Source organism: Aeribacillus sp. FSL K6-1121 (assembly GCF_038003725.1).
In the GTDB taxonomy this organism is placed as follows: Bacteria; Bacillota; Bacilli; order Bacillales; family Aeribacillaceae; genus Aeribacillus; species Aeribacillus composti.
This window is the reverse complement of record NZ_JBBOPS010000001.1, coordinates 2,401,220-2,426,695: the sequence shown is the minus strand read 5'-3', so window position 1 is coordinate 2,426,695 and position 25,476 is coordinate 2,401,220. Positions and strand designations below refer to the sequence as shown.

Annotated in this window: 27 protein-coding genes and 1 tRNA gene; 26 read left to right on the top strand and 2 right to left on the bottom strand. The window is 40.1% G+C overall.

From position 1 onward, the window contains the following. Positions 1-365: 365 nt before the first annotated feature. Positions 366-521, bottom strand: a complete 156-nt coding sequence (gene sda, locus NSQ61_RS11905; RefSeq protein WP_082830388.1) for a sporulation histidine kinase inhibitor Sda — start codon at positions 519-521, stop codon at positions 366-368. A gap of 237 nt (positions 522-758) precedes the next feature. On the opposite strand from sda, the gene NSQ61_RS11900 reads away from it, so the two are divergent. The 22 genes from NSQ61_RS11900 (at position 759) to NSQ61_RS11795 (ending at position 19,325) form a co-directional block, all read left to right on the top strand. Further along, positions 759-1,118 (top strand): phage holin family protein, encoded by a 360-nt coding sequence (locus NSQ61_RS11900; RefSeq protein WP_063389178.1) that lies wholly within the window; start codon positions 759-761, stop codon positions 1,116-1,118. 63 nt (positions 1,119-1,181) lie between these two features. After that, positions 1,182-2,099, top strand: coding sequence for a metallophosphoesterase (locus NSQ61_RS11895; protein WP_063389177.1), 918 nt, complete (start codon positions 1,182-1,184; stop codon positions 2,097-2,099). A gap of 139 nt (positions 2,100-2,238) precedes the next feature. Further along, positions 2,239-3,174, top strand: coding sequence for an HPr(Ser) kinase/phosphatase (gene hprK, locus NSQ61_RS11890; RefSeq protein ID WP_327847912.1), 936 nt, complete (start codon positions 2,239-2,241; stop codon positions 3,172-3,174). Positions 3,175-3,199: 25 nt separating this feature from the next. Further along, a complete protein-coding gene (lgt, locus tag NSQ61_RS11885) occupies positions 3,200-4,009 on the top strand; it encodes a prolipoprotein diacylglyceryl transferase (protein WP_063389175.1) in 810 nt (269 codons plus the stop codon). A gap of 26 nt (positions 4,010-4,035) precedes the next feature. Beyond that, positions 4,036-4,980 (top strand): nucleoside recognition domain-containing protein, encoded by a 945-nt coding sequence (locus NSQ61_RS11880; protein ID WP_327847913.1) that lies wholly within the window; start codon positions 4,036-4,038, stop codon positions 4,978-4,980. Beyond that, the gene (ppaX, locus tag NSQ61_RS11875; protein ID WP_063389174.1) at positions 4,970-5,608 is read left to right on the top strand and encodes a pyrophosphatase PpaX; all 639 of its coding nucleotides are present in this window, start codon (positions 4,970-4,972) and stop codon (positions 5,606-5,608) included. Before NSQ61_RS11880 ends, ppaX begins: the two co-directional genes overlap by 11 nt. 5 nt (positions 5,609-5,613) lie before the next feature. Next, positions 5,614-6,120, top strand: coding sequence for an acyltransferase (locus NSQ61_RS11870; RefSeq protein ID WP_063389173.1), 507 nt, complete (start codon positions 5,614-5,616; stop codon positions 6,118-6,120). 177 nt (positions 6,121-6,297) lie between these two features. Beyond that, complete coding sequence (locus tag NSQ61_RS11865; RefSeq protein ID WP_199757327.1) at positions 6,298-7,470, top strand: ATP phosphoribosyltransferase regulatory subunit; 1,173 nt, start codon at positions 6,298-6,300, stop codon at positions 7,468-7,470. Positions 7,471-7,475: 5 nt separating this feature from the next. Then, positions 7,476-8,114, top strand: coding sequence for an ATP phosphoribosyltransferase (hisG, locus tag NSQ61_RS11860; RefSeq protein WP_063389289.1), 639 nt, complete (start codon positions 7,476-7,478; stop codon positions 8,112-8,114). Continuing rightward, entirely contained in the window at positions 8,111-9,406 is a 1,296-nt protein-coding gene (gene hisD / locus NSQ61_RS11855) for a histidinol dehydrogenase (protein ID WP_340807107.1), read from the top strand. Before hisG ends, hisD begins: the two co-directional genes overlap by 4 nt. After that, complete coding sequence (gene hisB / locus NSQ61_RS11850; RefSeq protein WP_063389171.1) at positions 9,399-9,986, top strand: imidazoleglycerol-phosphate dehydratase HisB; 588 nt, start codon at positions 9,399-9,401, stop codon at positions 9,984-9,986. Before hisD ends, hisB begins: the two co-directional genes overlap by 8 nt. Before the next feature lie 2 nt (positions 9,987-9,988). Beyond that, positions 9,989-10,600 (top strand): imidazole glycerol phosphate synthase subunit HisH, encoded by a 612-nt coding sequence (gene hisH / locus NSQ61_RS11845; protein ID WP_340807104.1) that lies wholly within the window; start codon positions 9,989-9,991, stop codon positions 10,598-10,600. A gap of 4 nt (positions 10,601-10,604) precedes the next feature. Continuing rightward, the gene (gene hisA / locus NSQ61_RS11840; protein ID WP_066249069.1) at positions 10,605-11,342 is read left to right on the top strand and encodes a 1-(5-phosphoribosyl)-5-[(5-phosphoribosylamino)methylideneamino]imidazole-4-carboxamide isomerase; all 738 of its coding nucleotides are present in this window, start codon (positions 10,605-10,607) and stop codon (positions 11,340-11,342) included. After that, complete coding sequence (gene hisF / locus NSQ61_RS11835) at positions 11,339-12,097, top strand: imidazole glycerol phosphate synthase subunit HisF (RefSeq protein ID WP_063389168.1); 759 nt, start codon at positions 11,339-11,341, stop codon at positions 12,095-12,097. Before hisA ends, hisF begins: the two co-directional genes overlap by 4 nt. After that, entirely contained in the window at positions 12,094-12,711 is a 618-nt protein-coding gene (gene hisIE / locus NSQ61_RS11830; RefSeq protein ID WP_094245213.1) for a bifunctional phosphoribosyl-AMP cyclohydrolase/phosphoribosyl-ATP diphosphatase HisIE, read from the top strand. The genes hisF and hisIE overlap by 4 nt, the downstream gene beginning before the upstream one ends. 81 nt (positions 12,712-12,792) lie before the next feature. Further along, positions 12,793-14,223, top strand: a complete 1,431-nt coding sequence (locus tag NSQ61_RS11825) for a tetratricopeptide repeat protein (RefSeq protein ID WP_340807101.1) — start codon at positions 12,793-12,795, stop codon at positions 14,221-14,223. A gap of 99 nt (positions 14,224-14,322) precedes the next feature. Continuing rightward, positions 14,323-15,270, top strand: a complete 948-nt coding sequence (trxB, locus tag NSQ61_RS11820; protein WP_063389165.1) for a thioredoxin-disulfide reductase — start codon at positions 14,323-14,325, stop codon at positions 15,268-15,270. A gap of 289 nt (positions 15,271-15,559) precedes the next feature. After that, positions 15,560-16,018 (top strand): 8-oxo-dGTP diphosphatase, encoded by a 459-nt coding sequence (locus NSQ61_RS11815; RefSeq protein ID WP_063389164.1) that lies wholly within the window; start codon positions 15,560-15,562, stop codon positions 16,016-16,018. A gap of 210 nt (positions 16,019-16,228) precedes the next feature. Continuing rightward, the gene (gene rapZ / locus NSQ61_RS11810) at positions 16,229-17,110 is read left to right on the top strand and encodes an RNase adapter RapZ (protein WP_063389288.1); all 882 of its coding nucleotides are present in this window, start codon (positions 16,229-16,231) and stop codon (positions 17,108-17,110) included. A 2-nt stretch (positions 17,111-17,112) separates the two neighbouring features. Further along, on the top strand, positions 17,113-18,069 hold the full coding sequence (locus tag NSQ61_RS11805) for a gluconeogenesis factor YvcK family protein (RefSeq protein ID WP_340807100.1): 957 nt from the start codon (positions 17,113-17,115) through the stop codon (positions 18,067-18,069). 23 nt (positions 18,070-18,092) lie between these two features. Continuing rightward, complete coding sequence (gene whiA / locus NSQ61_RS11800) at positions 18,093-19,043, top strand: DNA-binding protein WhiA (protein ID WP_063389162.1); 951 nt, start codon at positions 18,093-18,095, stop codon at positions 19,041-19,043. A gap of 24 nt (positions 19,044-19,067) precedes the next feature. Continuing rightward, complete coding sequence (locus tag NSQ61_RS11795; RefSeq protein ID WP_063389161.1) at positions 19,068-19,325, top strand: HPr family phosphocarrier protein; 258 nt, start codon at positions 19,068-19,070, stop codon at positions 19,323-19,325. Between the two features lie 722 nt (positions 19,326-20,047). On the opposite strand, the gene clpP is transcribed toward NSQ61_RS11795, so the two are convergent. Next, positions 20,048-20,626: an ATP-dependent Clp endopeptidase proteolytic subunit ClpP gene (gene clpP / locus NSQ61_RS11790; protein WP_063389160.1), complete on the bottom strand. Its 579-nt coding sequence runs from the start codon at positions 20,624-20,626 to the stop codon at positions 20,048-20,050. Positions 20,627-20,890: 264 nt separating this feature from the next. Here clpP and NSQ61_RS11785 point away from each other — a divergent pair. The 4 genes from NSQ61_RS11785 to NSQ61_RS11770 all read left to right on the top strand — a co-directional run bounded on the left by NSQ61_RS11785 (position 20,891) and on the right by NSQ61_RS11770 (position 25,348). Further along, a tRNA-Arg gene (locus NSQ61_RS11785) sits at positions 20,891-20,966 on the top strand. Positions 20,967-22,057: 1,091 nt separating this feature from the next. Beyond that, positions 22,058-22,579, top strand: coding sequence for a DUF4352 domain-containing protein (locus NSQ61_RS11780; protein WP_340807098.1), 522 nt, complete (start codon positions 22,058-22,060; stop codon positions 22,577-22,579). Positions 22,580-23,055: 476 nt separating this feature from the next. Next, the gene (locus tag NSQ61_RS11775; protein ID WP_066249117.1) at positions 23,056-23,700 is read left to right on the top strand and encodes a LytTR family DNA-binding domain-containing protein; all 645 of its coding nucleotides are present in this window, start codon (positions 23,056-23,058) and stop codon (positions 23,698-23,700) included. Positions 23,701-23,833: 133 nt separating this feature from the next. After that, a complete protein-coding gene (locus NSQ61_RS11770) occupies positions 23,834-25,348 on the top strand; it encodes an acetyl-CoA hydrolase/transferase family protein (protein WP_311066904.1) in 1,515 nt (504 codons plus the stop codon). Positions 25,349-25,476 lie beyond the last annotated feature (128 nt).

Here is a 25,476-nt window from a genome sequence, read left to right as displayed (position 1 = left end):
GCTTGGTGGACAAATGAAAAATTCGCAGCTTTTGTACAAAAGCTGCGTTCATTGCAAATGCCAGTTTCCAACTAATTGCACACAATTTGTGCTAATAAATAAATGAAAACATATTTCTCTAGCAAAAAATTAAATTTATTTAGCATGAAAAAATGCCCTGACATCGTTCGAGAAAGGAGAACGGCCTTTTTCTTACATTGTGTCATAACGTATGCAGGGCTGTCCATAAGTCAGTTTTCTGCTTATGTAACAACCCCTTTCAGAAAAAATTATATAAACGATCATGAAACATCCATTCCAATTCAAGAAAAATTCATTTTACAAAATAACGAAAAAATGGTATAATTTTCTCCGTGAGTTTAATTTTATTGTACATTTATGTTAGGAGAGGAAAGGACAATTCCTCTTCTAACAATTTCTTCTTCTAATAAAATGATAAACTCTTCACTAGCCTCGATTTGAATGGCTTCATAATAGGCTTTCATTAACAGGTAATCAGATAAAAGATACAATGAGTTCATTTGAACTGCTGCCCCTCCTTTCTGTTAAAATAAACAAACGTTTACGTCAGGACAGAAAGACGAGTCGTCTAGGGCAAGCGAAATATGAAAATTCAGAAAATATAAAGCCTATCAACTCCTTTCCCATTTGTGTAAAGAATGTTACCAAAATAGTGAAAAAATGTCAATCTGTTTCATACTTTCACATAGAAAGTGTTATAATAATTTGTAAATAGAAAGTGAAAAGGACGAATTTCGATGTTTATTAGATGGTTGACAAGCATTTTATTAAATGCACTGATTTTGATTGTTGTAGCTGGGTTCTTTGATTCGTTTTATTTAAGCGGAGTTGGAGCGGCTATTGTAGCCAGTATGATTTTGTCAGTGTTAAATGTTTTTGTGAAGCCGTTTCTAATATTATTGACATTGCCGATTACGGTTTTTACTCTCGGAACATTTTTATTTGTCATCAATGCAGTTACGTTGATGATTGCCCAGGCAATAATGGGAGATGCCTTTAATATTGATGGCTTTGGAACTGCCCTCCTCGCCTCCATCTTCATTTCGTTTTTGAATCTGCTCATTCAATTGGTGTTTATGAACCGTTTTAAAGACTAATGAAAAAGATTTTTTCATTCATATCTCCTATCGTTTCGGGAATGATACGAATAGGTGATATAAATGAAAAAAATCTTTCCTCTTATTATTTTTGTTTTCATGATTTTATCTCCCGCATTTCCTAGCTTTGAGCTTGCAGCTTCGCCAAATGATTCAAACGTCTACACGATCGTATGGCTTTCAGACACTCAATACTATTCGGAAAAATACCCTCATATTTTTCGTAATCAAATGGATTGGATTGTGCAAAATCGCGATAATTGGAATATAAAATATGTTGTTCATACCGGTGATATTGTCAACCGTGCGGAAAAGAAACAGCAGTGGGTTCAAGCAGACCGCATGTTCCGAAAACTGGAACAGGTGTCTATTCCTTATGGAGTGCTTGCGGGCAATCACGATTTAGTAAACGGAAAATCATATAAAATGTTTCATCAATATTTTGGAAAAGATCGTTTTTTCACGAAGCCTTATTATGGTGGGGGATATCGGAATAATCGAGGACATTACGATTTAATTACGCTCGGACATCAACATTTTCTTTTTTTGTATATCGGCTGGCATGTTGACAAAGACAGCATCAGCTGGATGAACGAAGTCTTAAAACGTCATTCAGACCGAACAGCAATCATAGCTGTCCATAAATATTTGCATAAAAATGGAAAACGAACGCTTGTTGGAAATCGTATATTTCGCAATATCGTCAAAAAGAATCCGAATGTAAAAATCGTTTTGAGCGGCCATTATGATGACAGTGAGTTATTAAAAACAAAAATTGATGATGATCATGATGGGACTCCTGATCGGATTGTTTATGAATTATTGGCGGATTATCAGGGGGCTCCTGAAGGAGGAGAAGGCTTTTTACGCTTGCTCCATTATTTTCCGAGTCGCTCCAAATTTTATGTCCGTGCATATTCACCTTATTCCAACAAGCATTTTTTTTTCTCTCCTAAAAAAGAAGAGTTTTGGATTGAATAGCCTTTATCTTTCGCTCCGATGCCCTTGTCTCTGCTTTTAAGCAATGAATGTCCTTGATGAAAGATGTTTGTTGCCAAAAAGAAAAGTGCTACAATAAAAAGATGAAAAAAGTTTTTTAAGTCTAAGGAGGAAAGACTTCGTGTCGAAAGTACGAACAAAAGATATTATCGAAAAATTCCAACTTGAATTGATCAGCGGAGAAGAGGGAATCAGCCGGCCCATTATTACAAGTGATCTTTCCAGACCTGGTCTTGAAATGGCTGGTTATTTTACATATTATCCAAAAGAGCGTATACAGCTGCTGGGAAGAACGGAGCTTACGTTTTTTGCAAAATTGACGCCTGAAGAAAAGAAAAGCCGGATGGAGCAGCTATGTACAGATGTAACACCGGCAATCATTGTGTCAAGAGAGATGGAGGCTCCGCCGGAATTAATTGAGGCATCTGAAAGATCAAATGTTCCAGTGCTGCGCTCACCATTGAAAACGACCCGCTTGTCAAGCCGCTTAACCAATTTTTTGGAAAGCAAGCTTGCTCCAACGACAGCTGTACATGGAGTGCTTGTTGATATTTACGGGGTGGGTGTTTTAATTACAGGAAAAAGCGGGGTAGGCAAAAGTGAAACTGCTCTTGAACTGGTGAAAAGAGGGCATCGCTTAATTGCAGATGATTGTGTTGAAATTCGTCAGGAGGATCGGGATACATTAGTCGGCAGTGCGCCGGAATTGATCCGCCATCTTTTAGAGATCCGCGGTCTTGGAATCATTGATGTGATGACATTGTTTGGTGCAGGAGCCGTCCGCAGTCATAAGCGAATTTCTCTTGTCATCGATTTGGAATTATGGGATCCGAACAAACAATACGACCGTTTAGGACTCGATGAAGAGAAAATGAAAATTTTGGATGCAGAACTGACAAAATTAACAATTCCTGTACGTCCTGGAAGAAACTTGGCTGTTATTATTGAAGTTGCGGCAATGAATTTCCGGTTAAAAAGAATGGGATTCAATGCGGCGGAACAATTTACAAATAAATTGGCGGATGTTATCGAAGATGGAGATCACGAAGATTTTTAATTGATGAAATAGGAGAGATGAGAGAATGAAAGAGGCAATTCAGCCCATTGATCCAATCGCATTTCAGCTAGGACCATTACAAGTTCATTGGTACGGGATCATTATAGGAATCGGCGCATTGCTCGGCCTATATTTGGCGATGCGTGAAGGGGAGAGAAGAGGTCTTCATAAAGATATATTTATCGATCTTGCATTGTTTGCTATTCCTATTGCGATTATATGTGCCAGAACTTATTATGTCATTTTTCAATGGGAATATTATTCTGAAAATCTTTCGGAAATCCCTAAAATTTGGCATGGTGGCCTTGCCATTCACGGCGGGTTAATCGGTGCTGTGGCAACCGGGATTGTGTATGCAAAAGTAAAAAAACTATCTTTCTGGCAACTGGCTGATATAGCTGCGCCGAGTATTATTTTAGGGCAGGCGATCGGCAGATGGGGGAATTTTATTAACCAGGAAGCTCATGGAGGACCTGTTTCAAGAGAATTTTTGGAAAATCTCCACTTGCCTGAATTTATCATTAATCAAATGTATATAAATGGACAATATTATCACCCGACTTTTTTATATGAATCCATTTGGAATCTCGCTGGGTTCGTCATCTTAATTTTGCTAAGAAGGTTTAATTTGCGGCGTGGAGAGCTGTTTTTATCATATGTTATTTGGTATTCGATCGGGCGATTTTTTATCGAGGGCATGAGAACTGATAGTTTGATGCTGACGGAAACGGTAAAAATGGCACAGGTCATTTCGATTTTACTTATTCTTAGTGCAATTGCTCTTATAATTTACCGGAGACTAAAAAAAGTAGAAAGATATTTAGATGAATATTGATAAATTGCTGGAATGAAGGTGAAACTTTGAAACAAACATTGAAAAAAGGATTACAAACAGGATTGGAAACAACGTGGACTCTCGGTAAAGTCATTTTCCCTGTAACGTTGATTGTTTCATTTTTACAACATACTCCTTTGATTGATTGGATGGTTCATTTTATAACGCCGGTCATGAAGGTAATCGGGTTAAATGGAGATGCTGCAATCCCCCTTGTGATTGGGAATTTTCTTAACTTGTATGCGGCGATTGGAGCCATTTTGTCCATTGATTTTACGGTAAAAGAAGTCTTTATTTTGGCAGTCATGCTGTCATTTTCCCACAACTTATTAATCGAAACGACTGTAGCAAGCAAAGTCGGTGTGAAACTGTGGATCATCTTGTCCGTCCGGCTCGGACTGGCATTTTTTTCGGCTTTTATCATCAATCTTTTTTGGGACGGCGGTGGAGAAAAAGCTCAATACGGATTTATATCTCAACAAGATGCCGTGCCTTCAGACTGGGGAATGATCTTACTTGAAGGGCTTGAAAAAGCGGCAATGGGAGTCATTCAGCTTGCGACCATCGTCATCCCGCTAATGATTGCCATTCAATTTATGAAAGATTTAGGCTGGGTCGACGCTTTCTCAAAAAAGATGGAGCCGGTAACCGAAATGCTGGGAATGAAGAGGAACACTTCAACAACGCTTGCGGCAGGATTAATTTTCGGGCTTGCCTACGGGGCTGGCGTGATGCTGCAAGCAGTAAAAGAAGATGGAGTGGAGCATCGCGATTTAACGTTGGCGTTTATATTCCTCGTTGCCTGCCATGCTGTGATAGAAGACACATTGATTTTTGTTCCGATCGTCGGTTCAGTTTGGCCGCTTTTACTCATCCGGCTGTTCGCAGCCATTCTTTTAACGATGATTATCGGTTTTGTCTGGAAAAAACAAGCACATATCGGGAAAAGGGGAACGGTTTATGAACATTGACACCGTATTGTTTGACTTGGACGGCACGTTAATAAACACAAATGAATTAATTATTGAATCGTTTTTACATACGCTGAACTATTATTATCCGGGCAAATATCAACGGGAAGATATACTTCCTTTCATCGGGCCTCCGCTTATTGACACATTTCAACGTATTAACCCTGAAAAAGCGGAGGAAATGGTCCGAAGATATCGGGAGTTTAATCATGCCCAGCATGATCTGCTTGTGAAGGAATATGATCATGTGCACGAAACGGTTCGAGCTTTAAAAGAAAAGGGATTGAAACTGGGCATTGTGACAACGAAAATTCGCGACACTGTTATGATGGGGCTGAAATTAACGGAAATGGATTCATTTTTTGACGCAATTATCACACTGGATGATGTACAGCATGCGAAGCCTCATCCTGAGCCGGTCTTGTCCGCTCTTAAATTGCTCGGTTCCGAGCCGTCTAATGCATTAATGGTGGGAGATAACCTTCATGATATAGAGGCGGGAAAAAATGCAGGAACATTAACGGCAGGAGTTGCTTGGAGCATAAAAGGGAGAGAGTATATAGAATCGTTAAAGCCAGATTTTGTGCTGGACAAAATGAGTGATTTATTGAACATTGTGATGGAGTGAAGATTGTGAGAAGAACGGATAAATTTCCTGTTGAAGGAGCAAACTCCCTTTGGCAGGTGTACAAGACGGTTTCTTTTTGGAAAGTTGTCAAAAATGTCATCGTGATTCTTATCGCGCGCTACACTCCATTTATGCCTATCAAAAATTGGCTTTACCGCACATTTCTTGGCATGAAAATCGGACAGCAAACATCGTTTGCATTTATGGTTATGGTGGATATTTTGTTCCCGGAAAAAATTAAAGTTGGGCGCAATTCTATTATCGGATACAACACGACGATTTTAGCACATGAATATTTAATCGATGAATATCGCATCGGCGAAGTGGAAATTGGAGATGAAGTCATGATCGGAGCAAACACGACTATTTTGCCTGGTGTGAAAATTGGAAATCGAGCTATCGTTTCTGCCGGCACTGTAGTTCATAAAGATGTTCCGGAAGGCTCTTTTGCAGGAGGAAATCCAATGCAAATCATCTACACAAAAGAAGAAATGGAAAAAAGAAAGCGGTAAGCGTCATCAATTTTTGTCGCTTACCGCTTTTTGATTAAGCAGGATTGAGCGAAAGTGAAATAAAGGCGCTTTGTGAAAGAAGTTTACATCAAAAACTTATTGATTATAAATCTTTATTTTGGTAGTATGGTAACATATTAGCGGATTAAAGTGAATGCGCCATGGAGGTGTCAGTGAGTGTTTATGTTTGAAAAGCCCTTGGGAATGCGGGATACATTGCCGGGCTTATATGTCATAAAAGAAAGCGTTCGTAAAAAAATGATGAATGTGATTGAAAGCTGGGGTTATCAATTTTTGGAGACTCCAACGTTGGAATTTTATGAAACAGTAGGAGTTCAGTCGGCGATACAAGAGCAGCAATTATTTAAACTTCTTGACAGGCAGGGGCATACGCTCGTTTTAAGACCAGATATGACAGCTCCCATTGCACGAATTGCGGCTTCCAAGCTGATGAAAGAAAGCTTGCCGTTAAGGCTCGCTTATTCTGCAAATGTGTTTCGTGCACAGCAGCATGAAGGCGGCAGACCGGCAGAATTTGAACAAATTGGCATTGAGCTGATTGGCGATGGAACGATTAGCGCTGATGCGGAAGCGATCGCTCTAATGATATATGCCTTAAAAAATACTGGCCTTAAAGATTTTAAAATTTCCATTGGGCATATCGGATTTATCAATGCTTTGTTCGGAGAAATTTTAGGGAAGGAAGAACGGGCGGAGAAGCTGCGCCGCTATTTATATGAAAAGAACTTTGTCGGATACCGCGAGCATGTGAAAAGATTATCTCTCTCTACCATTGACAAAGAACGCCTTTTAAGAGTCATTGATTTAAAAGGAGGAATTGAGAAGGCTGATGAAGCTTCAAGCCTTGTTGCTTGTGACAGCGGGAAGAAAGCGCTGGAAGATTTAAAACAGCTCCTTATCCAATTAAGAGCTTATGAAGTGGATCAATATATCAAATTGGAACTGAATATCGTCAGCCACATGAGTTATTACACAAGCGTGATTTTTGAATTATATGCGAACGGTGTTGGACTTCCGATCGGAAACGGCGGGCGCTATGACCATCTTTTAGAAAAATTTGAACGTCCTGCCCCGGCGACAGGCTTTGGCATACGGTTAGATAATTTGCTGGAAGCTCTGGGGGATTTAAAATTGAATAAAGATCGCTATTGCATCATATTCAGCAGAGAGAATCGACAAGAAGCTTTTCGGTATGCCAATAAGCTGCGAAAAGAAGGAAAACAGGTTGTCATGCAAGATATTTCCGGTATCGATCAAATCGACAGGTTTACTGGTCAATTTACAGATATTTATTATTTCCTCGGAAAACCAGGAAAGGTGAGAGAGTGATGAGCATGTTAACGATTGCGATGCCGAAAGGGCGAATTTTTTCAGAAGCTGTCGAACTATTAAGAAAATCAGGCTACAAGCTGCCAGACGAATTTGATGAATCAAGAAAACTAATTTTGACCGTGCCGGAAGAAAATATTCGCTTTATTTTAGCGAAGCCGATGGATGTCGGAACATATGTAGAGCATGGTGTTGCAGATGTTGGGATCGCCGGAAAGGATGTCATGATGGAAGAAGAGCGGGATGTTTTTGAAGTGCTTGATTTGAAAATTAGCAAATGTCATCTGGCTGTAGCCGGACTGCCTGATACGAAAATGAATGACATCGCTCCAAAGGTGGCGACAAAATATCCAAATGTGGCTTCTAAATATTTTCGAGAGCAAGGGGAGCAGGTCGAAATCATTCATTTGAATGGATCGATCGAGCTGGCGCCATTGATTGGACTGGCTGACAGAATTGTCGATATTGTTTCGACGGGAAGAACGTTAAAAGAAAACGGATTAGTAGAATTTGAACATATTGCTGATATCACTTCAAGACTCATTGTCAATCCCGTCAGCTATCGGATGAAGGACAAGCCGATCGACATGCTTGTGGAGCGGCTTGCCAAAACAGTGGAAGAAGGAAAGGAGGATTCGGATTGAAAATTATTCACATCACTAAGGATCAAAAGCATTCCTTGAAAAGATCGATTGACGCTGGAACAGAGGAGCAGCGCAAAATTGTGAGGGAAATTATTGAACGAGTCAAAAAGGAAGGCGATCAGGCGCTATACGAATATACGAAACGTTTTGATGGGGCAGATCTTCAATCTTTGCACGTATCAAAAGAAGAAATTAGTCGAGCGTACGAAGCGGTAGATAAAGAATTCATTGACATTGTTCAAGAAGCAGCAGAAAATATCTTTCATTTTCATGAAAAACAAAAGAAAGAATCATGGTTTTATTTCGATGAAAAAGGAACAATGCTCGGTCAGAAATTAACGCCGGTAGATGCTGTCGGCGTTTATGTTCCCGGGGGCACAGCTGCCTATCCTTCTTCTGTTTTAATGAATATCATGCCGGCTAAAGTGGCTGGTGTAGGCAGAATCGTGCTCGTTTCTCCTCCAGATCAAAATGGGAGCCTGCCGGCGGAAGTGCTGGTGGCAGCCAATGAAGCTGGCGTATCGGAAATATATAAAGCTGGCGGTGCCCAAGCAATTGCCGCTCTAGCTTACGGTACAGAAACAATCGAACCGGTCGACAAAATTGTCGGTCCTGGCAATATATTCGTCGCTCTTGCAAAGCGGGAGGTATTTGGAACAGTTGATATCGATATGATCGCCGGGCCAAGTGAAATTGTCGTCTTAGCTGATGATACGGCTGTTCCGCATGAAGTTGCGGCCGATTTATTGTCGCAAGCAGAGCATGACAGGCTGGCAACCAGCATCCTTGTTACACCTTCTATAAAATTAGCAAAGGAAGTTCAAAAGGAAGTTGCGGCACAATTGGCCGATTTGCCGCGAAAAGATATCGCCGCTGCTTCGATCGAACAGTTCGGTGCTATTTATGTAACGGATTCAATCGAGGAAGCGGTTGGGATAGTCAACCAATTGGCACCTGAGCATTTGGAGGTATTAACGGAAAACCCGACGGGTGTTCTGCCAAAAATTAAACATGCAGGAGCCATCTTTTTAGGGAGATATAGCAGTGAACCTGTAGGCGATTATTTCGCAGGTCCCAATCACGTTTTGCCGACAAACGGAACAGCGCGTTTTTCCAGCCCGCTTAACGTGGATGACTTTATGAAAAAGTCCAGCATCATTTCATACAGTGAAGAAGCATTCCGTGCATATGCTTCAAAAATTGCAAAGTTTGCAAGATATGAAGGATTAGAGGCGCATGCAAGAGCAATTGAAGCTCGACTAGAAAAAAGAGGAAGTGATCGAAATGAATAGAACCGCCACAATATCTCGAAAAACGAACGAAACGAATATTCAGCTGTCATTTTCAATAGATGGTGAAGGCCGTGCAGATCTAAAAACTGGAGTTCCTTTTTTAACTCATATGCTTGATCTGTTCACAAGGCATGGCCATTTTGATTTAAAGATTGAGGCAGAAGGCGACATTGATATTGATGATCACCATACGACAGAGGATATTGGCATTTGTTTGGGACAGGCGATTCAACAAGCACTAGGCGATAAAAAAGGAATTAAACGGTACGGTCATGCCTTTGTCCCAATGGATGACTCTTTAGCGCAGGTTGTTATTGATTTAAGCAACCGACCGCATTTTGAAATGCGTGGAGAATTGCCGAAGGGAAAAGTAGGAACATTTGATACGGAGCTTGTTCATGAATTTTTATGGAAGCTGGCGCTTGAAGCCCGGATGAACCTGCATGTAATCATTCACTATGGAATGAATACCCATCATATGATTGAAGCTGTATTTAAAGCGTTGGGGAGAGCTCTTGATGAAGCGACTATGATCGACCCCAGAGTCAAAGGGGTTCCATCAACGAAGGGGATGTTGTAAAAATGATTGGCGTGATCGACTATGGCATGGGGAATTTATACAGCGTCTCGAAAGCCTTGGAACGCATGAATGCGGAATATTTTGTATCAAGTGATTTAAACGAGCTTGAAAAGGCAACAGCTTATATACTGCCAGGAGTAGGCGCATTCAAAGACGCGATGGCTATTTTAACGGAAACAAAAACAGATAAATTTTTGAAGGACGAAGTGCAAAAGGGAAAGGCTTTATTAGGTATTTGTCTTGGCATGCAGCTTTTGTTCAACGAAAGCGAAGAACACGGCTGGACTGAAGGACTCGGCTTTTTAAACGGCCAAGTAAAAAGAATTCCAGGAGAAAATGTAAAAGTCCCGCATATGGGATGGAATAAGCTGGCTTTTCAACGAGATCATCCTCTCATAACTGGTCTTCAAGAAGATTACGTATACTTTGTCCATTCTTATTATGCGGTCGTAAACGATCCGGACGTTGTGGTCGCCAGCGCTTCATACGGTGTGACGGTTCCGGCTATTGTAGGAAATGGAAATGTATTCGGCTGTCAATTTCATCCGGAAAAAAGCGGCAAGCTGGGACTAGCCATTTTGAAAAACTATTTAACTTTTGTATCAAGGATGTGAGCTAATGATGAGTTTTACTATTTTTCCCGCCATTGATTTGCGCGGAGGGAAATGCGTCCGGCTGCTTCAAGGCGATTACAATAAAGAAACGGTTTACGGAGATTCACCGTTTGCTGTCGCCGAGTCGTTTGTAAAGGAAGGTGCTGACTGGATTCATATGGTAGATTTGGATGGGGCAAAAGAAGGAGTCCGCGTGAACCATCAACATGTTTTGAAAGTGGCAAAAGAGCTAAAAGTAAAGGTACAAGTTGGCGGCGGCATTCGCACAGAAAAAGATGTATACGAATATTTGGAAAACGGCATTTCCAGGGTTATTTTAGGCAGTTCTGCCGTTTCAAACAGGTCATTTGTTGAAAAAATGCTGGCTGAATACGGCGGCCGAATCGCAATCGGTATCGATGCGAAAAATGGCTATGTATCAACAGAAGGCTGGCTGAATACGTCCGAAGTTAAAGCGGTTGATCTTGGAAAAGAACTGGCGAAAAGCGGTGCAGAAACATTTATTTTTACTGATATTGCAACAGATGGAATGCTCTCGGGACCAAATGTCAAGGCGATTGTGGAAATGGCAAAAGCAACTGGAAAAACAGTCATCGCTTCCGGAGGGGTAAGCTCCATTGATGATTTGAAAAAGTTAAAGCAATATGAACAGGATGGAGTGAAAGGCGCTATTGTCGGAAAAGCGCTTTATACGAAAAAGTTCAGCCTCCGCGATGCTATCCATGAGGTGAATGGGCTATGATTACGAAACGCATCATTCCTTGTCTAGATGTTAAGGACGGACGTGTCGTCAAAGGCGTGCAATTTGTCCAGTTGAAAGATGCGGGCGATCCAGTGGAGCTAGCGAAATTTTATGATGAAGAAGGAGCAGATGAGCTTGTCTTCTTAGATATTTCCGCATCTCATGAAGGCAGAAAAACGATGATTGATGTTGTCGAACGAGTAGCAGCAACATTAGCCATTCCCTTTACGGTCGGAGGCGGAATCAACTCTTTGGAAGATATGAAAAAAATTTTGCGTGCTGGTGCGGATAAAGTTTCCATTAACACTTCTGCTGTATTAAACCCTTCGCTGATTATGGAGGGAGCTGATTACTTTGGCAGCCAGTGCATTGTGGTAGCGATTGACGCAAAATACGATCCGCAGCTCGGAAGCCACCGCGTCTATACGCACGGGGGACGAAAAGCGACCGAATGGGAAGTCGTGGCGTGGGCAAAGGAAGCTGTAAAAAGAGGTGCTGGCGAGATTTTGCTGACTAGCATGGATCAGGATGGAGAAAAATCCGGCTTTGATATTGACTTAACCAAAAAAGTAAGCGAGGCAGTTCCCGTCCCAGTCATTGCATCCGGCGGCGCCGGTAATGCTGAGCATTTTCTTGAAGTTTTTCGCGATGCCCGAGCGGATGCAGCGCTGGCAGCTTCCATTTTCCATTACAAAGAAACATCAGTCAAAGAAGTAAAAAGATTTTTGCAAAAAGAAGGGGTGAATATACGGTGAACATAGCAGAACTCAAATTCGATGAAAATGGACTTATTCCTGCGGTTGTTCAAGATGCTGTTAGCAAAGAAGTGTTAACAGTAGCTTATATGAACGAAGAGTCGCTAAAAAAAACGTTGGAAACGAAGGAAACATGGTTTTACAGCCGTTCTCGCCAAAAACTTTGGCATAAAGGAGAAACGTCCGGCAATACACAAACTGTTCAAGAGATACGCTATGACTGTGACAAGGACGCGCTTGTCGTGCTGGTAATCCCGAATGGTCCGGCCTGCCATACAGGGCAATACAGCTGTTTTTCAAAAGAAAGTGGCGGCCAGGTGGACGGTAGCCGTTTTGATATTATTAACAAGCTGGAGGCCGTCATTGCTGAGCGTGAAGCTGAGCGTCCGGAAGATTCTTATACTACCTATTTGTTTGAAAAAGGCTTGGACAAAATTTTAAAAAAGGTTGGAGAAGAAGCTTCAGAGGTCATTATTGCAGCAAAAAACCGCAGCCATGATGAGCTGAAATGGGAAGCCGCGGATTTATTATTTCATTTGCTTGTTCTGCTGCGCGAGCAAAAGCTTCCGCTCGATGAAGTATTGACAGTTTTAAAAGAAAGACATGAAAAATAATCGCGAGTAAAAATAGGTTTTTCCTATTTATAAGATATGGTATACTATCCCTCGGCAAATAAAGTGAAATGGAGGGTTTGAGTGGGAAACCGTAAAGTAAAAAAAGACGAAGATTCAAAAATTGTTTCGTTTTTTCAAGACAGTGCAACGTTTTATCGCTGGGGATTAAAGGCTTATCAAAAAGGCGATTTGCAGTCGGCTTCAAAATTCGTCAAGCGGGCAGTAGATCTGGATCCGTATAACGAAGAAATGATTTGCAGGCTGGCCAGCATTTATACCGAATTAGGAAAGTTTCAAAAATCAAACGAACTATTAACATATATTATTGAACATATTCACCCTCATTCGGTAGAATGCTATTATTTTCTTGCAAATAATTATGCTCATCTCGGCTTGTTTCACGAAGCTTATAAACATGCAATGATATATAAGGAAAAGGCGCCGCAAGGCATATTTTCCGTAGAAAACAGCGATCTTCTTGAAATGATCGAAATAGAAGAAGAGGCTGAGCATTCGGATGATCTAATCGTGAAGCAAGAAAAAGCGCGCTCTTTGCTTGAGAATGGACAGTTTCAAGAATCTATTTCCATTTTAAAAGAGATTATAGCTGATTACCCAGAGTTTTGGTCCGCTTATAATAATTTGGCGCTTGCCTATTTTTACCTTGGGGAAGTGGAAAAAGCGAAGGATATGATTTCCCTTGTGCTCCGGAAAAATCCAGGGAATTTGCATGCTTTATGCAATTTGCTTGTATTTTTTTATTATGAAGGTGATGAAGCGAGCATAAGCATGCTAGTTGAAAAACTAAAAAGAGTTTATCCGCTTGTTTCAGAGCACCAATATAAACTGGGGGCGACGTTTGCACTCATCGGCTTTTATCCTCATGCATTCAAGAGGCTCCATGCCTTGTATCGAAAAGGATTTGAGGGGGATGACACGTTTTATTATTGGCTCGCATACTCTTCTTATTTTATAGGACACTATGACTTTGCTAAAAAAATATGGAAGAAGGTTCTGTATTTAAATCCGCGGAAGGAAGGCTCTGAACCGTGGAATATGAAAGGGCTAAACGAAATGGAAAATCAAGTCCCGGAGCGGCTGCTCTCTATCTATTTCGCAATGAAAATGGATGAACGAGCATATTTAGTAAATGAACAGGAGTTTGAAACTCGTCTTGAAAGAGAAGCTGTTCAATATGCTTTAAGCGTTTTAAATGGCAAAAGGCCGACAGGTTTTCATGCTGTTCATTTCGCTTTCCATGTGGCCGATAGTTTAATGGACAAAACGTTAGAAGGAAAAGAATTGGTTTTATTTTGGTTTCGGCTTTTCAAAAATGCCTTTAAGTTCGACATAAAATTTCGCAATGTCAACGCATGGTCAGCAGCTGTCTATTATTTATGGATGAAACAGATAGGAAAAAACATCACACAAGATGGTGCGGCAAATCATTTTAACATCAGCAAAGCTACGCTGTCTAAATACGTGCGCATCGCAAAAAAATTGAAAATGTGAGCAAATAAATAGCACGAGACATTTATTTTATATAGGATATGTTGTAGGGAATAATAATTTTGTATTATTTATTGGATCATATGATGAGGAGTGAGTCTCGTGTCTGAAGAAAAAATTTATGATTGTATCATTGCCGGAGCAGGACCTGCAGGATTGACAGCTGCTGTTTACACATCCCGCGCCAACCTTTCTACTTTAATGATAGAAAGAGGCGTGCCTGGAGGACAAATGGCCAATACGGAAGATGTTGAAAACTATCCTGGATTTGATCATATTTTAGGTCCAGAGCTATCAAATAAAATGTTTGAACATGCTAAAAAATTTGGTGCTGAATACGAATATGGAGATGTGAAGGAAATTGTCGATGAAGGCGAATATAAAATCGTCAAAACAGGCAACAAAGAATATAAAGCAAGAGCAGTGATTATCGCTACAGGGGCCGAATATAAAAAGCTCGGCGTGCCTGGAGAGAAAGAACTGGGCGGACGAGGCGTCTCTTATTGTGCTGTATGCGACGGAGCATTCTTTAAAGGAAAAGATTTGATTGTTGTCGGCGGCGGAGACTCTGCTGTCGAGGAAGGAGTTTATTTAACCCGCTTTGCGAACAGTGTGACAATCGTTCATCGCCGCGACCAATTGCGCGCCCAAAAAATATTGCAGCAGCGCGCCTTTGATAATGAAAAGATTGATTTTATTTGGAATCATACAGTAAAAGAAATTCATGAAGTCGACGGGAAGGTTGGCAAAGTCACGCTCGTAAATACGATAACAAATGAAGAAACAGAAAAAGAGATAGACGGTGTATTTGTATACATTGGCATGGTGCCGCTGTCCAAACCTTTTGAAAATCTCGGAATTACGAATGAAGCAGGATATATTGAAACAAATGAAAACATGGAAACGAAAATTCCCGGCATCTTTGCGGCAGGAGATATTCGGGAAAAATCTTTGCGGCAAATTGTAACTGCAACTGGTGACGGAAGCATTGCTGCCCAAAGTGCTCAACATTATATTGAAGAATTAAAAGAGAAATTAAAAAATGCCTAAAATTGTTAACAAAATCGTAACTATGATTTAATTGTGCTGTAACATCAATGAAATAAAATTCAGTTACTATAAAAGTAGTAATTGACCCCCTTTTATAATATATACTTTTGAGCATGGGCAACCCTTCCCATGCTCCTTTTTTTGTTGCACCTTTTCTTTTGAAACCTTTAAAAGAGAAAAAACGTATGATAAAGTAGGAAAGCATGCGCATTGAGACACTATAGCATTTAATTGTATAATAAAAGGAATAAATATTTTTTATGTACCGCAACCTAGGGGTGAACTTGCTTTGCAAAGGGTTACAAATTGTGTTCTTGTTCATGAAGGTCAGCTGCTCTTGCTTCAAAAACCGCGCCGGAATTGGTGGGTAGCCCCTGGAGGGAAAATGGAGCAAGGGGAATCGATAAAAGAATCTGTTGTAAGAGAATTTAGAGAAGAAACTGGAATTTATTTAATAAATCCAAAAATTAAAGGGATTTTCACGATCATTGTCAAAGATGGAGATAAGGTTGTTCAAGAATGGATGATGTTTACATTTTTCGCAACACAATTTAACGGGGAAAATGTTTTGGAAACTGAGGAAGGAAAGCTGAAATGGCACTCGATTGATGAAATTAAACAGTTGCCGATGGCTGCGGGCGACTACCACATTATTGAATATATGATTAAAGGGTCAGGAATCATGTATGGAACATTCATCTATACACCTGATTATGAGCTTTTGTCTTATCGGCTCGATCCACAATAAAGAAAACTTCAGCTGCAAGAAAATCGAAGCCAAGGTTCAGAGAAGAGGATATACATGCCAGTTTCAAAATTTCCGCTAAATAAATTTATGATTTGACTCTTCTCATCCTTGATCAAAAAGCTATCAGATCAAAAAAATAAATCCCGATATTTCCTATTCAACATCTGTTACTGAATATTTTTCTTTTGAAAAAACGGGGGGCATTGAATGATGAGTGAAACTTCAAATATTAAGATGGTTATTATTACGGGGATGTCCGGGGCAGGTAAGACGGTTGCGATTCAAAGCTTTGAAGATCTAGGATATTTTTGCGTCGATAATCTTCCACCTACTCTTTTGTCCAAGTTTTTAGAGCTTATGAAAGAATCGAGAACGAAAATGAACAAAGTAGCTGTAGTTATGGATTTGAGGGGAAGGGAATTTTTTGAATCTTTCCATCAGGCAATTGAAGAAATCAATGATATTCCGTGGATCGCACCGCAAATTTTGTTTCTTGATGCACATGATCAAGTATTAGTTAACCGGTATAAAGAGACGAGAAGAACCCATCCATTAGCTCCAAAAGGTCTTCCGCTTGAGGGGATCCGCCTTGAACGGGAAATGCTGGAGGAATTAAAGGGACGTGCGCAAATTGTATATGATACATCCAACTTAAAGCCAAGAGAATTAAGAGAAAAAATTTTAAAACAGTTCGCAGAAAATGGCGATCAAACCTTTACCTTGAACGTTTTATCATTTGGATTTAAATATGGTTTGCCGATCGACGCGGACTTAGTGTTTGACGTGAGATTTTTGCCCAACCCGTATTATATTGATCATATGCGCCCTAAGACGGGGCTTGACGAAGAAGTTTCATCATATGTTTTAAAATGGACAGAGACATCTAAATTTTTAGAGAAGCTGACAGATTTACTCTCATTTATGATCCCTCATTTTCAAAGGGAAGGAAAAAGTCAAGTGGTCATTGCAATCGGTTGCACTGGCGGGCAGCATCGCTCGGTGACTCTGGCTGAATATTTAGGGGATTTTTTCCGCAAAAACTACAAAGTGCATGTATCCCATCGTGATATTGAAAGGAGAAACTATCGATAACTATGGATAAAAAGAAAATCGTCATTATTGGAGGAGGAACCGGATTATCTGTTCTGCTTCGAGGCTTAAAGCTGCTCCCTTTTGATATCACGGCCATTGTAACAGTTGCAGATGATGGCGGCAGCTCCGGTAGACTTCGTGATGAACTGAACATTCCCCCGCCGGGCGACATTCGCAACGTGTTAGCTGCTCTTTCCGATGTGGAACCGCTAATCGAGGAACTTTTCCAGCATCGTTTTAAAAAAGGGAACGATTTGATTGGCCATTCTCTCGGCAATTTAATACTTGCAGCGATGACCAATATCACCGGTGACTTTATGCACGCCATTCGGGAAATGAGTAAAGTATTAAATGTTCGCGGTACTGTTTTGCCTGCAGCGAACCAGAGCGTTGTATTAAATGCGGAGATGGAAGATGGATCTGTTGTGAAAGGGGAATCGAAAATCCCTTTTTCAGGAAAAAAAATTAAAAAGGTGTTTTTAACCCCGAAAAATGTAAAACCTCTTCAAGAAACGATCGATGTCATCAGACGGGCACATATGATCATTTTAGGGCCTGGAAGTCTTTATACAAGCATTTTACCGAATTTGCTCGTTCCGAAAATTGGCGAGGAGGTTTGCAAGTCCTCGGCCAAAAAAATATATATATGCAATGTCATGACTCAGCCAGGGGAGACGCTAAACTATACAGCGAGCGATCATGTGAAGGCTCTTTACGATCATTTAAACTGTCCGTTCATTGATGTGATCCTCGTGAACAACGGATCTATTCCCGAATACATACAAAAACGCTACGCGAAAGAATCAGCTTTTCCTGTCCAAGTCGATGCAGAGGCGCTAAAAGATATGGGACTTCGAGTAGTGCAGGACAACATGGTCTCCTTCGATCAACATGTTATTCGACATGATACGAATAAAGTGGCAAACATCTTAAAAAATTTGCTTCTGGAAGAAACGTAATCGGAAAGGGCGGTAATGGAAACATGTCGTTTGCTTCAGAGACGAAAAAAGAATTGACAACACTGGAAGTAAAACAATGTTGTTTAAAAGCAGAGTTGTCCGCGCTCATCCGAATGAACGGAACTGTGTCATTTTCCAACCGGGAATTGCTTTTGGATGTGCAGACGGAAAACGCAGCGATTGCAAGACGCATTTACATGCTGATCAAAAAAAAATATGACGTTCCGATCAAGCTGCTTGTACGAAAAAAGATGCGATTAAAAAAGAATAACGTCTATATTGTTAGAATGAATGAACAAGTAAAAGAGATTTTGGAGGATTTGCGAATTTTAGGCAAGGATTTTATGTATAACCATCAAATCTCTTTAGACCTTGTGAAAAAAAAGTGCTGCAAGCGGTCGTATATGCGCGGTGCGTTTTTAGCGGGCGGATCTGTCAACAACCCGGAAACTTCTTCATACCATTTGGAAATCTCGTCGTTATATAAGGAACATAACGATTCGCTATGCAGCTTGATGAATACGTTTTATTTAAATGCAAAAACACTGGAACGGAAAAAAGGATATATTACTTACTTAAAGGAAGCTGAAAAAATTGGGGAATTTTTGACATTGATCGGTGCCCATCAAGCTCTACTGCGTTTTGAAGATGTCCGAATCGTTCGTGATATGAGAAATTCAGTGAACCGCCTTGTCAATTGCGAAACAGCAAATTTAAATAAAACCATTGGAGCTGCTTTACGGCAGGTAGAAAATATAAAATTCATTGATGAAAAGATCGGATTAAGCGCCTTACCTGAAAAGCTGAGGGAAATTGCAGAATTACGGGTTATGTATCAAGATGTGACATTGAAGGAACTAGGTGAAATGGTGTCCAGCGGGAAAATCAGCAAATCGGGAATCAACCACCGATTAAGAAAAATCGATGAAATCGCTGAAAAATTGCGGGCTGGCAAAACGATTTCATTTAAATAAATTTTTAAGAAGAGAGGGATAAATATGGTTGAGAAAAAAGTGGAAGTTCGGTTAAAAACCGGTTTGCAGGCACGACCGGCTGCATTGTTTGTTCAGGAAGCCAACAGGTTTTCTTCTGACATTTTTATCGAAAAAGACGGAAAGAAAGTAAACGCCAAAAGCATCATGGGGTTGATGAGCTTAGCTATTAACAGCGGCTCTGAGATTACCTTGATCGCAGAAGGAAACGATGAGGAAGAAGCATTAGAAGCGCTTATCAACTACATTCAAAACGAAAATTAATGTGAACACACAAAAAAATTGCCGCAAAATTCATCAATGGATGGATATTGCCTCTCTTGTGGGAGAAAGCAGGAAACAACCGCTGTCAGCCACAAGAGGGCTTTATTTTTGCTAAAACTGATATGAAGACGAAATGGCTTCGGGTGCGTTAATAGAAAAGTGTGATAAATCTTTTGTTGGGAGAGAGCTTTGTGAAGGTTCTTAACTGGAACTTTTGGATTCAAAGCATGCGAAAGATCGGGGCGAATCCGAGCAATATATTTGGTGTAAATACTATTTTTTCATAAATCTGCGATCAACATTCAAGAAAAAACAAACGTGCTTTGATATGGTTCGAATGACTTACAGCTGAATGGATAAAGAGAGATTCTAGCCCTTTTATAACATGAAAAAATCGATTATAACACTTGTTTTTGCCAGCAGGTGCCCAGAAAAAACTTCAGCAAAATACGGTTTACACAGGCTCTCCGAAAGCATATTTAATCCTTCATCCGGCTCGATCCGCATTTTGGGCTTAGATTAAAGCAATATCGGCAGTTAACGGCCTTTCGAAAACGTAAAGCTGACGATTCCTGCCAAAAAGTTAAATGAGGAGCTGCTGTCAAGATCATTCTTGACATTTACTCCTCATTCAAATGCGTGAAGGTATGAAGCAGCGGTTTATTTTTATACTGTCTGCTTGATATGTTTAAATTTTTTTGTCTTCCTATTTGAGGCAGCTTTTATTTTGTTAAAACTTTGTCAATCAACCCATATTCTTTTGCACGTTCAGCTGACATGAAATTGTCGCGGTCCGTATCACGTTCAATTACTTCAAGAGGCTGGCCAGTGTTTTCAGATAAAATTCTGTTCAATTTATCTCTTAAAGAGAGAATTCGTCTAGCTGCAATATCAATGTCAGTTGCCTGACCTTGCGCGCCTCCTAACGGTTGATGGATCATTACTTCACTATTCGGAAGGGCAAAACGTTTTCCTTTTGCACCTGCCGCCAATAAGAATGCTCCCATGGAAGCAGCCATTCCTATACACATCGTGGATACATCAGGTTTAATAAATTGCATCGTATCATAAATCGCCATGCCAGCAGTAATTGATCCGCCCGGGCTGTTAATGTAAAGGGAAATATCTTTTTCAGGATCCTCCGCTGCCAAGAAAAGAAGCTGAGCAACAATGGAGTTTGCAACATGATCATCAATTGGCGTACCAAGGATAATAATGCGGTCTTTTAACAATCTTGAATAAATATCGTAAGCACGTTCACCACGGTTTGTCTGTTCAATAACAGTCGGTATTAAATTCATTATGTTTCCTCCCTCGCATCAAAGTTAAAGTCATTTCTATTCCATCATACATAAAAGGTCAATAAAGGTCAAACAAAAAACTTTTATATATAATTATTTATAAGATCAATACATGTACCATCATACCCTCATTTTTCATTTTTCAAACAACGATGAAAAATGAATTTTTCAAATCAATTTTGACACGATGGATAATTAAGCAAAATTTATTCTTGCATATACTGTTCGGTTCGATTATAATATAATTCGTGACATTTGAAAAATGCGCTCGTAGCTCAGTTGGATAGAGCGGTGGTTTCCGGTACCACGTCCGTCGGGGGTTCGAGTCCCTCCGAGCGCGTAAGCTAGAGCGACAAGGGTTTGAGCGATTTAGAAGTCGTTCAACGGACGGGAACTACCGAAAAACGGACAACGTATTTTCGCTAGGTTTCCGTCCCACTGAATCAAAGAGACCGCGTGCCTCCAAAATGAAAAATTTTGGAGGTTTTTATTTATGCGAAAAAGGCTAGAAAGGTAGTTTCAAGACTATCTGATTGTAGATGTAATCTCGATTATATGACGGTTGCAGAAGGATTAAAATACGCTAAGATCATTTACAAAACGGAAGCTATCCAGGACGAACGAGTACCGATTATTGAAGTCCTTGAAAAAATTTTATAGATGTTGTCGGTTTTAGAGATCTTACTACTGACCAAATTAGACGGTACATTAATACGTCATCTGTAACCGTGGATATTCTTTTCGGTGCTATTAAATCGATTTTTAGAAAGCTACATAAATACGGTATTATTTGAAGAAAGTCTCGTCAAAAAAATAAGGATAAACAACGAATCTTTGTGCTTACAGACACGCAAGTAAAGAGGCTATGAAACGTCAAAGATATAGGTATTTACGGGATTTCGTGACTATGGTGCTATTAAACTAATGTTAGAGTGAGAGCAAAGGGCAAACTAAGTTGAATAGTCAGAAATTTCAAGTATTTTTAGATGACGGTATTATTATGTTACTGGGACAAAAACAATAGCCGTAAAAGCCGGATTGTTCCAATGACTAAAGAAGTATGTAAACTACTTGATAGAAGAAATTCGAGGATACTTCGGTAACATTTCATATGTATTCGTTAATCAATATGGTGAAAAGTTAAAAAGAAGGAAACATCAGAAAAATATTCAAACTAAAAGACGAATGTTGCGTAAGTCTTACACTGTTTGAGACATACATTTATCGTAAACTATTTGAAAAAGGTGACGATATTTGTTCGCTACAAATGATTCTTGATCACGCGGATATATCTACTGTGTAAATATACCTAGAAAATACACCAAGCAATAATACGAAAAAATAGTCGAAAAGTCATGGGATATGTTGAAAAATAGCAGATAAATAAATATAATGAAGATGTCGAAATTTTGGAAAGTGAGGTAAATGTTAGTGAAAAAACGAAAATGGGGGTTTTTATTTTCAGTTTTCGCACTTAGCCTCGCGACTTTAGTCGGATGCGGAGGCGAAGAAGGTGCACAAAAAGTAGGAACATCGGAAGGGGCGCAAGAACAGAAAGAAGAAGCTAAACCGGAAATATTCAAAGTTGGCGATGTCGTTAAGTTAGGCGACTTACAATTAACTCTAAAAAGTGCTAAATACGTAGATGATGCCGAATATACGCCAGCAGAAAAAGGTAAAGTATTGGCGATAGAATTTGAAACGGTCAATAACGGAAAAGAGCAGTTATATTTTGGCGCGGAAGAGTTTGCAATCTCGACACAAGACGGAACACAACACGAAGAGTATTTCGGTCATGATGACGGCTTTATGAATGAAAATATTGGCGCAGGTAAGAAAATTACCGGTAAAATTTACTTCGATGTTCCTGAGGATTCAAAATACGAATTAGTCTACACACCATCATTCAGTTGGGACAACGAAAATATAACGTTTGAAATAACTCCTCAATAAGGCGGCGCATTTTGCGCCATCTTTTTTATTTTTGCGGAAGAAAATGTCGCAATTTCGTTTTCAATTTTTGTTAATGGAGGCTATCATTATCAAACAGTTGTATGTTGACAAGCAATCGTTTCCTCTTTTATTACGGCTAAATAGTTGAAAAAGAAAACTTTGGATAGTTAGTGAAATTTCAATGCACGGTTGGCAGAAACAAGGCCATCCGTTCTCCGTTTCTTTAACTGTAAATCTCAGAATCTTCCTCTTTTTACTGTGAAAATATTCCTAGTTGGCGGTATCAAAAAATATGAATTGGCAAGAACTATTTTCATTCATGGCTGAGGGCTGTAAATCCGAAAATTTGCTTGCACAAACTTCTATGCGCCATCTAATCATTAGTCGCATTCGATATGAACTATGCCAAAAAGGGTGAAAAAAGATGTAAAATATTAATATCTTGAAGATTTATAGATCACGAAGGGTGTTGAAGAATGGAACGTATTTCAGTAGTTTCCATTTTAGACGTTATTGGTGAATTGTTTTCTGATGAAGTTTCGATTGCTGTTTCCAATACTAAGGAATATATCTATTACCGGCCGAGCAAACGGATTGATTTGAAAATCAGACCGGGAGACTTGGTGAGAAAAGGAACGATTGCGTATAAAGCTTTGCACACCAAACAAAAGGTTTCTGAGTTTATTAACCGCGATGTGTTTGGCGTTCCTTATCACGGGATGGCTGTACCGTTTTTTTGGGAAGGAAAGCTTGAGGGATGCGTCACTGCGATTTTTCCTGCTTTGACGGATGGAAAATCTGTTGTGACCGTCAAAACTGATGATGGATGGGTTCCTATTCCTTTTTCGAAAGTTGCGTATTTAGAAGCAAAAGATAAAAAGACCTATGTGTACACTGAAGGATGCTCAGGAACGCATAAATACTCTCTCCAGGAATTTGAATACTTGCTTCCAAAGGACTATTTTATTCGCTGTCATCGGGCTTTTATTGTGAATGTCAACCATATTAAGGAGATCTACCCTGATGCGCATTCAACTTTTTTGCTGTTGATGAATAACGGTGATAAAATTCCTGTCAGTCAGTCCTACTCCAGTTATTTTCGAAAATTGCTTGGATTTTAAAAAATCGTTCTGTTTTAGTATGGAAATTGAGTTGTTTATCTGAATTTTCGGTCACTTATCCCCAAAACCTTGCCCCATTAACTTTTATCGGTAAAATAAATTTTAAATTCATTAAAGGGGAGATGATGGGGAAATGGACCATAAATTGGAAAGGATTGAAGATTTGCGTTTGCGCGATCGAATAGTCACAGCTGATGAAGCCGCATCATGGATCAAAGACGGGATGACTTTAGGGTTAAGCGGATTTACACGCGCGGGTGATGCGAAAGCGGTTCCATATGCGTTGGTAAAACGTGCAGAGCGAGAATCGTTTAAAGTAAATGTGTATACAGGAGCCTCTTTAGGTTCTGATATCGATAAAATGTTCACTGAAGCTGGCATTTTAGGCAAGAGGCTTCCTTTTCAGGCAGATCCTACGATGAGAAAAGGAATCAATCGGGGAGAATTTTTATTTGTCGATCAGCATTTGTCCCATACTGCTGAATTAGTGCGCTCAAATGTTATGGGTCCAATCGATTTTGCAATTTTGGAAGCGGTTTCTATTACAAGAGATGGAATGGTTATTCCGACAACCTCCATTGGAAACTCGTTGACATTTGCCCAGCACGCAAAATCGATCATTATAGAGATTAATATGGCACAGCCTGCAGATTTAGTAGGAATGCATGATTTGTATGAACCTGAGAAACAAGGGGAAAGAAAACCGATTCCGCTGACAAAATCGAATGATCGAATCGGTACGATCGGAATACCGATTGATATCGAGAAGGTAAAAGGAATTGTATTTACCAATCAGCTGGATTCACCGTCGACAATTGTGCCTCCGGATGAAGAAACAGTCATTATGGCGCAGCATTTGATAGAGTTTTTGCGTAAAGAAATTAAAGCCGGCCGGTTAACGGAACGTTTGGCCCCGCTGCAGTCAGGCATCGGTTCCGTCGCCAATGCAGTTCTTCATGGCTTGCTGGATTCAGAATTTGAGGATTTAGAGGTGTATTCTGAAGTATTGCAGGATGCAGTCTTTGATTTGATAGATGCTGGCAAAGTCCGTTTTGCCTCTTGTTGTTCGATTACCCTTTCAGAGCCGAAAATGAAGGAGGTTTTCTCGAATTTTAAGAAATACCGCGACCGTTTAGTGCTGAGACCGCAGGAAATTTCCAACCATCCTGAAATTATTCGTCGGCTCGGTTTGATTTCCATTAACACAGCATTGGAAGTGGACATCTACGGCAATGTCAATTCAACCCACGTACTTGGAACGAAAATGATGAACGGCATTGGCGGATCAGGTGATTTTGCAAGAAATGCCCGCCTGGCGATTTTTGTGACAAAATCAATAGCGAAAGACGGAAACATATCAAGCATTGTTCCTTTTGTCTCCCATGTTGACCATACGGAGCATGACGTCGATGTCATCGTCACCGAACAAGGGTATGCGGATCTCCGGGGCTTGGCGCCAAGAGAGCGTGTGGAACTGATTATCGAACGCTGCGCCCATCCGATGTATCGCGACCAGCTTCGTGAATATTATCAGGAAGCTCTTGCAAGAGGAGGGCATACACCACATGTTTTAGAAAAAGCTCTTTCATGGCATATAAATTTTGCTAAAAACGGAACGATGCGTGAAGAGATTGCACATAGCGTTTAATCGGATGACAATTTATTCGTGCATTTTCTAGACATGCGAAGAGATCGGCACAGCTAGATCAAAGAAGGAATTTATCCCTAGAAATCAATTTTGTGGATATCACACAACAAATGTTTTCACCCCCTTAG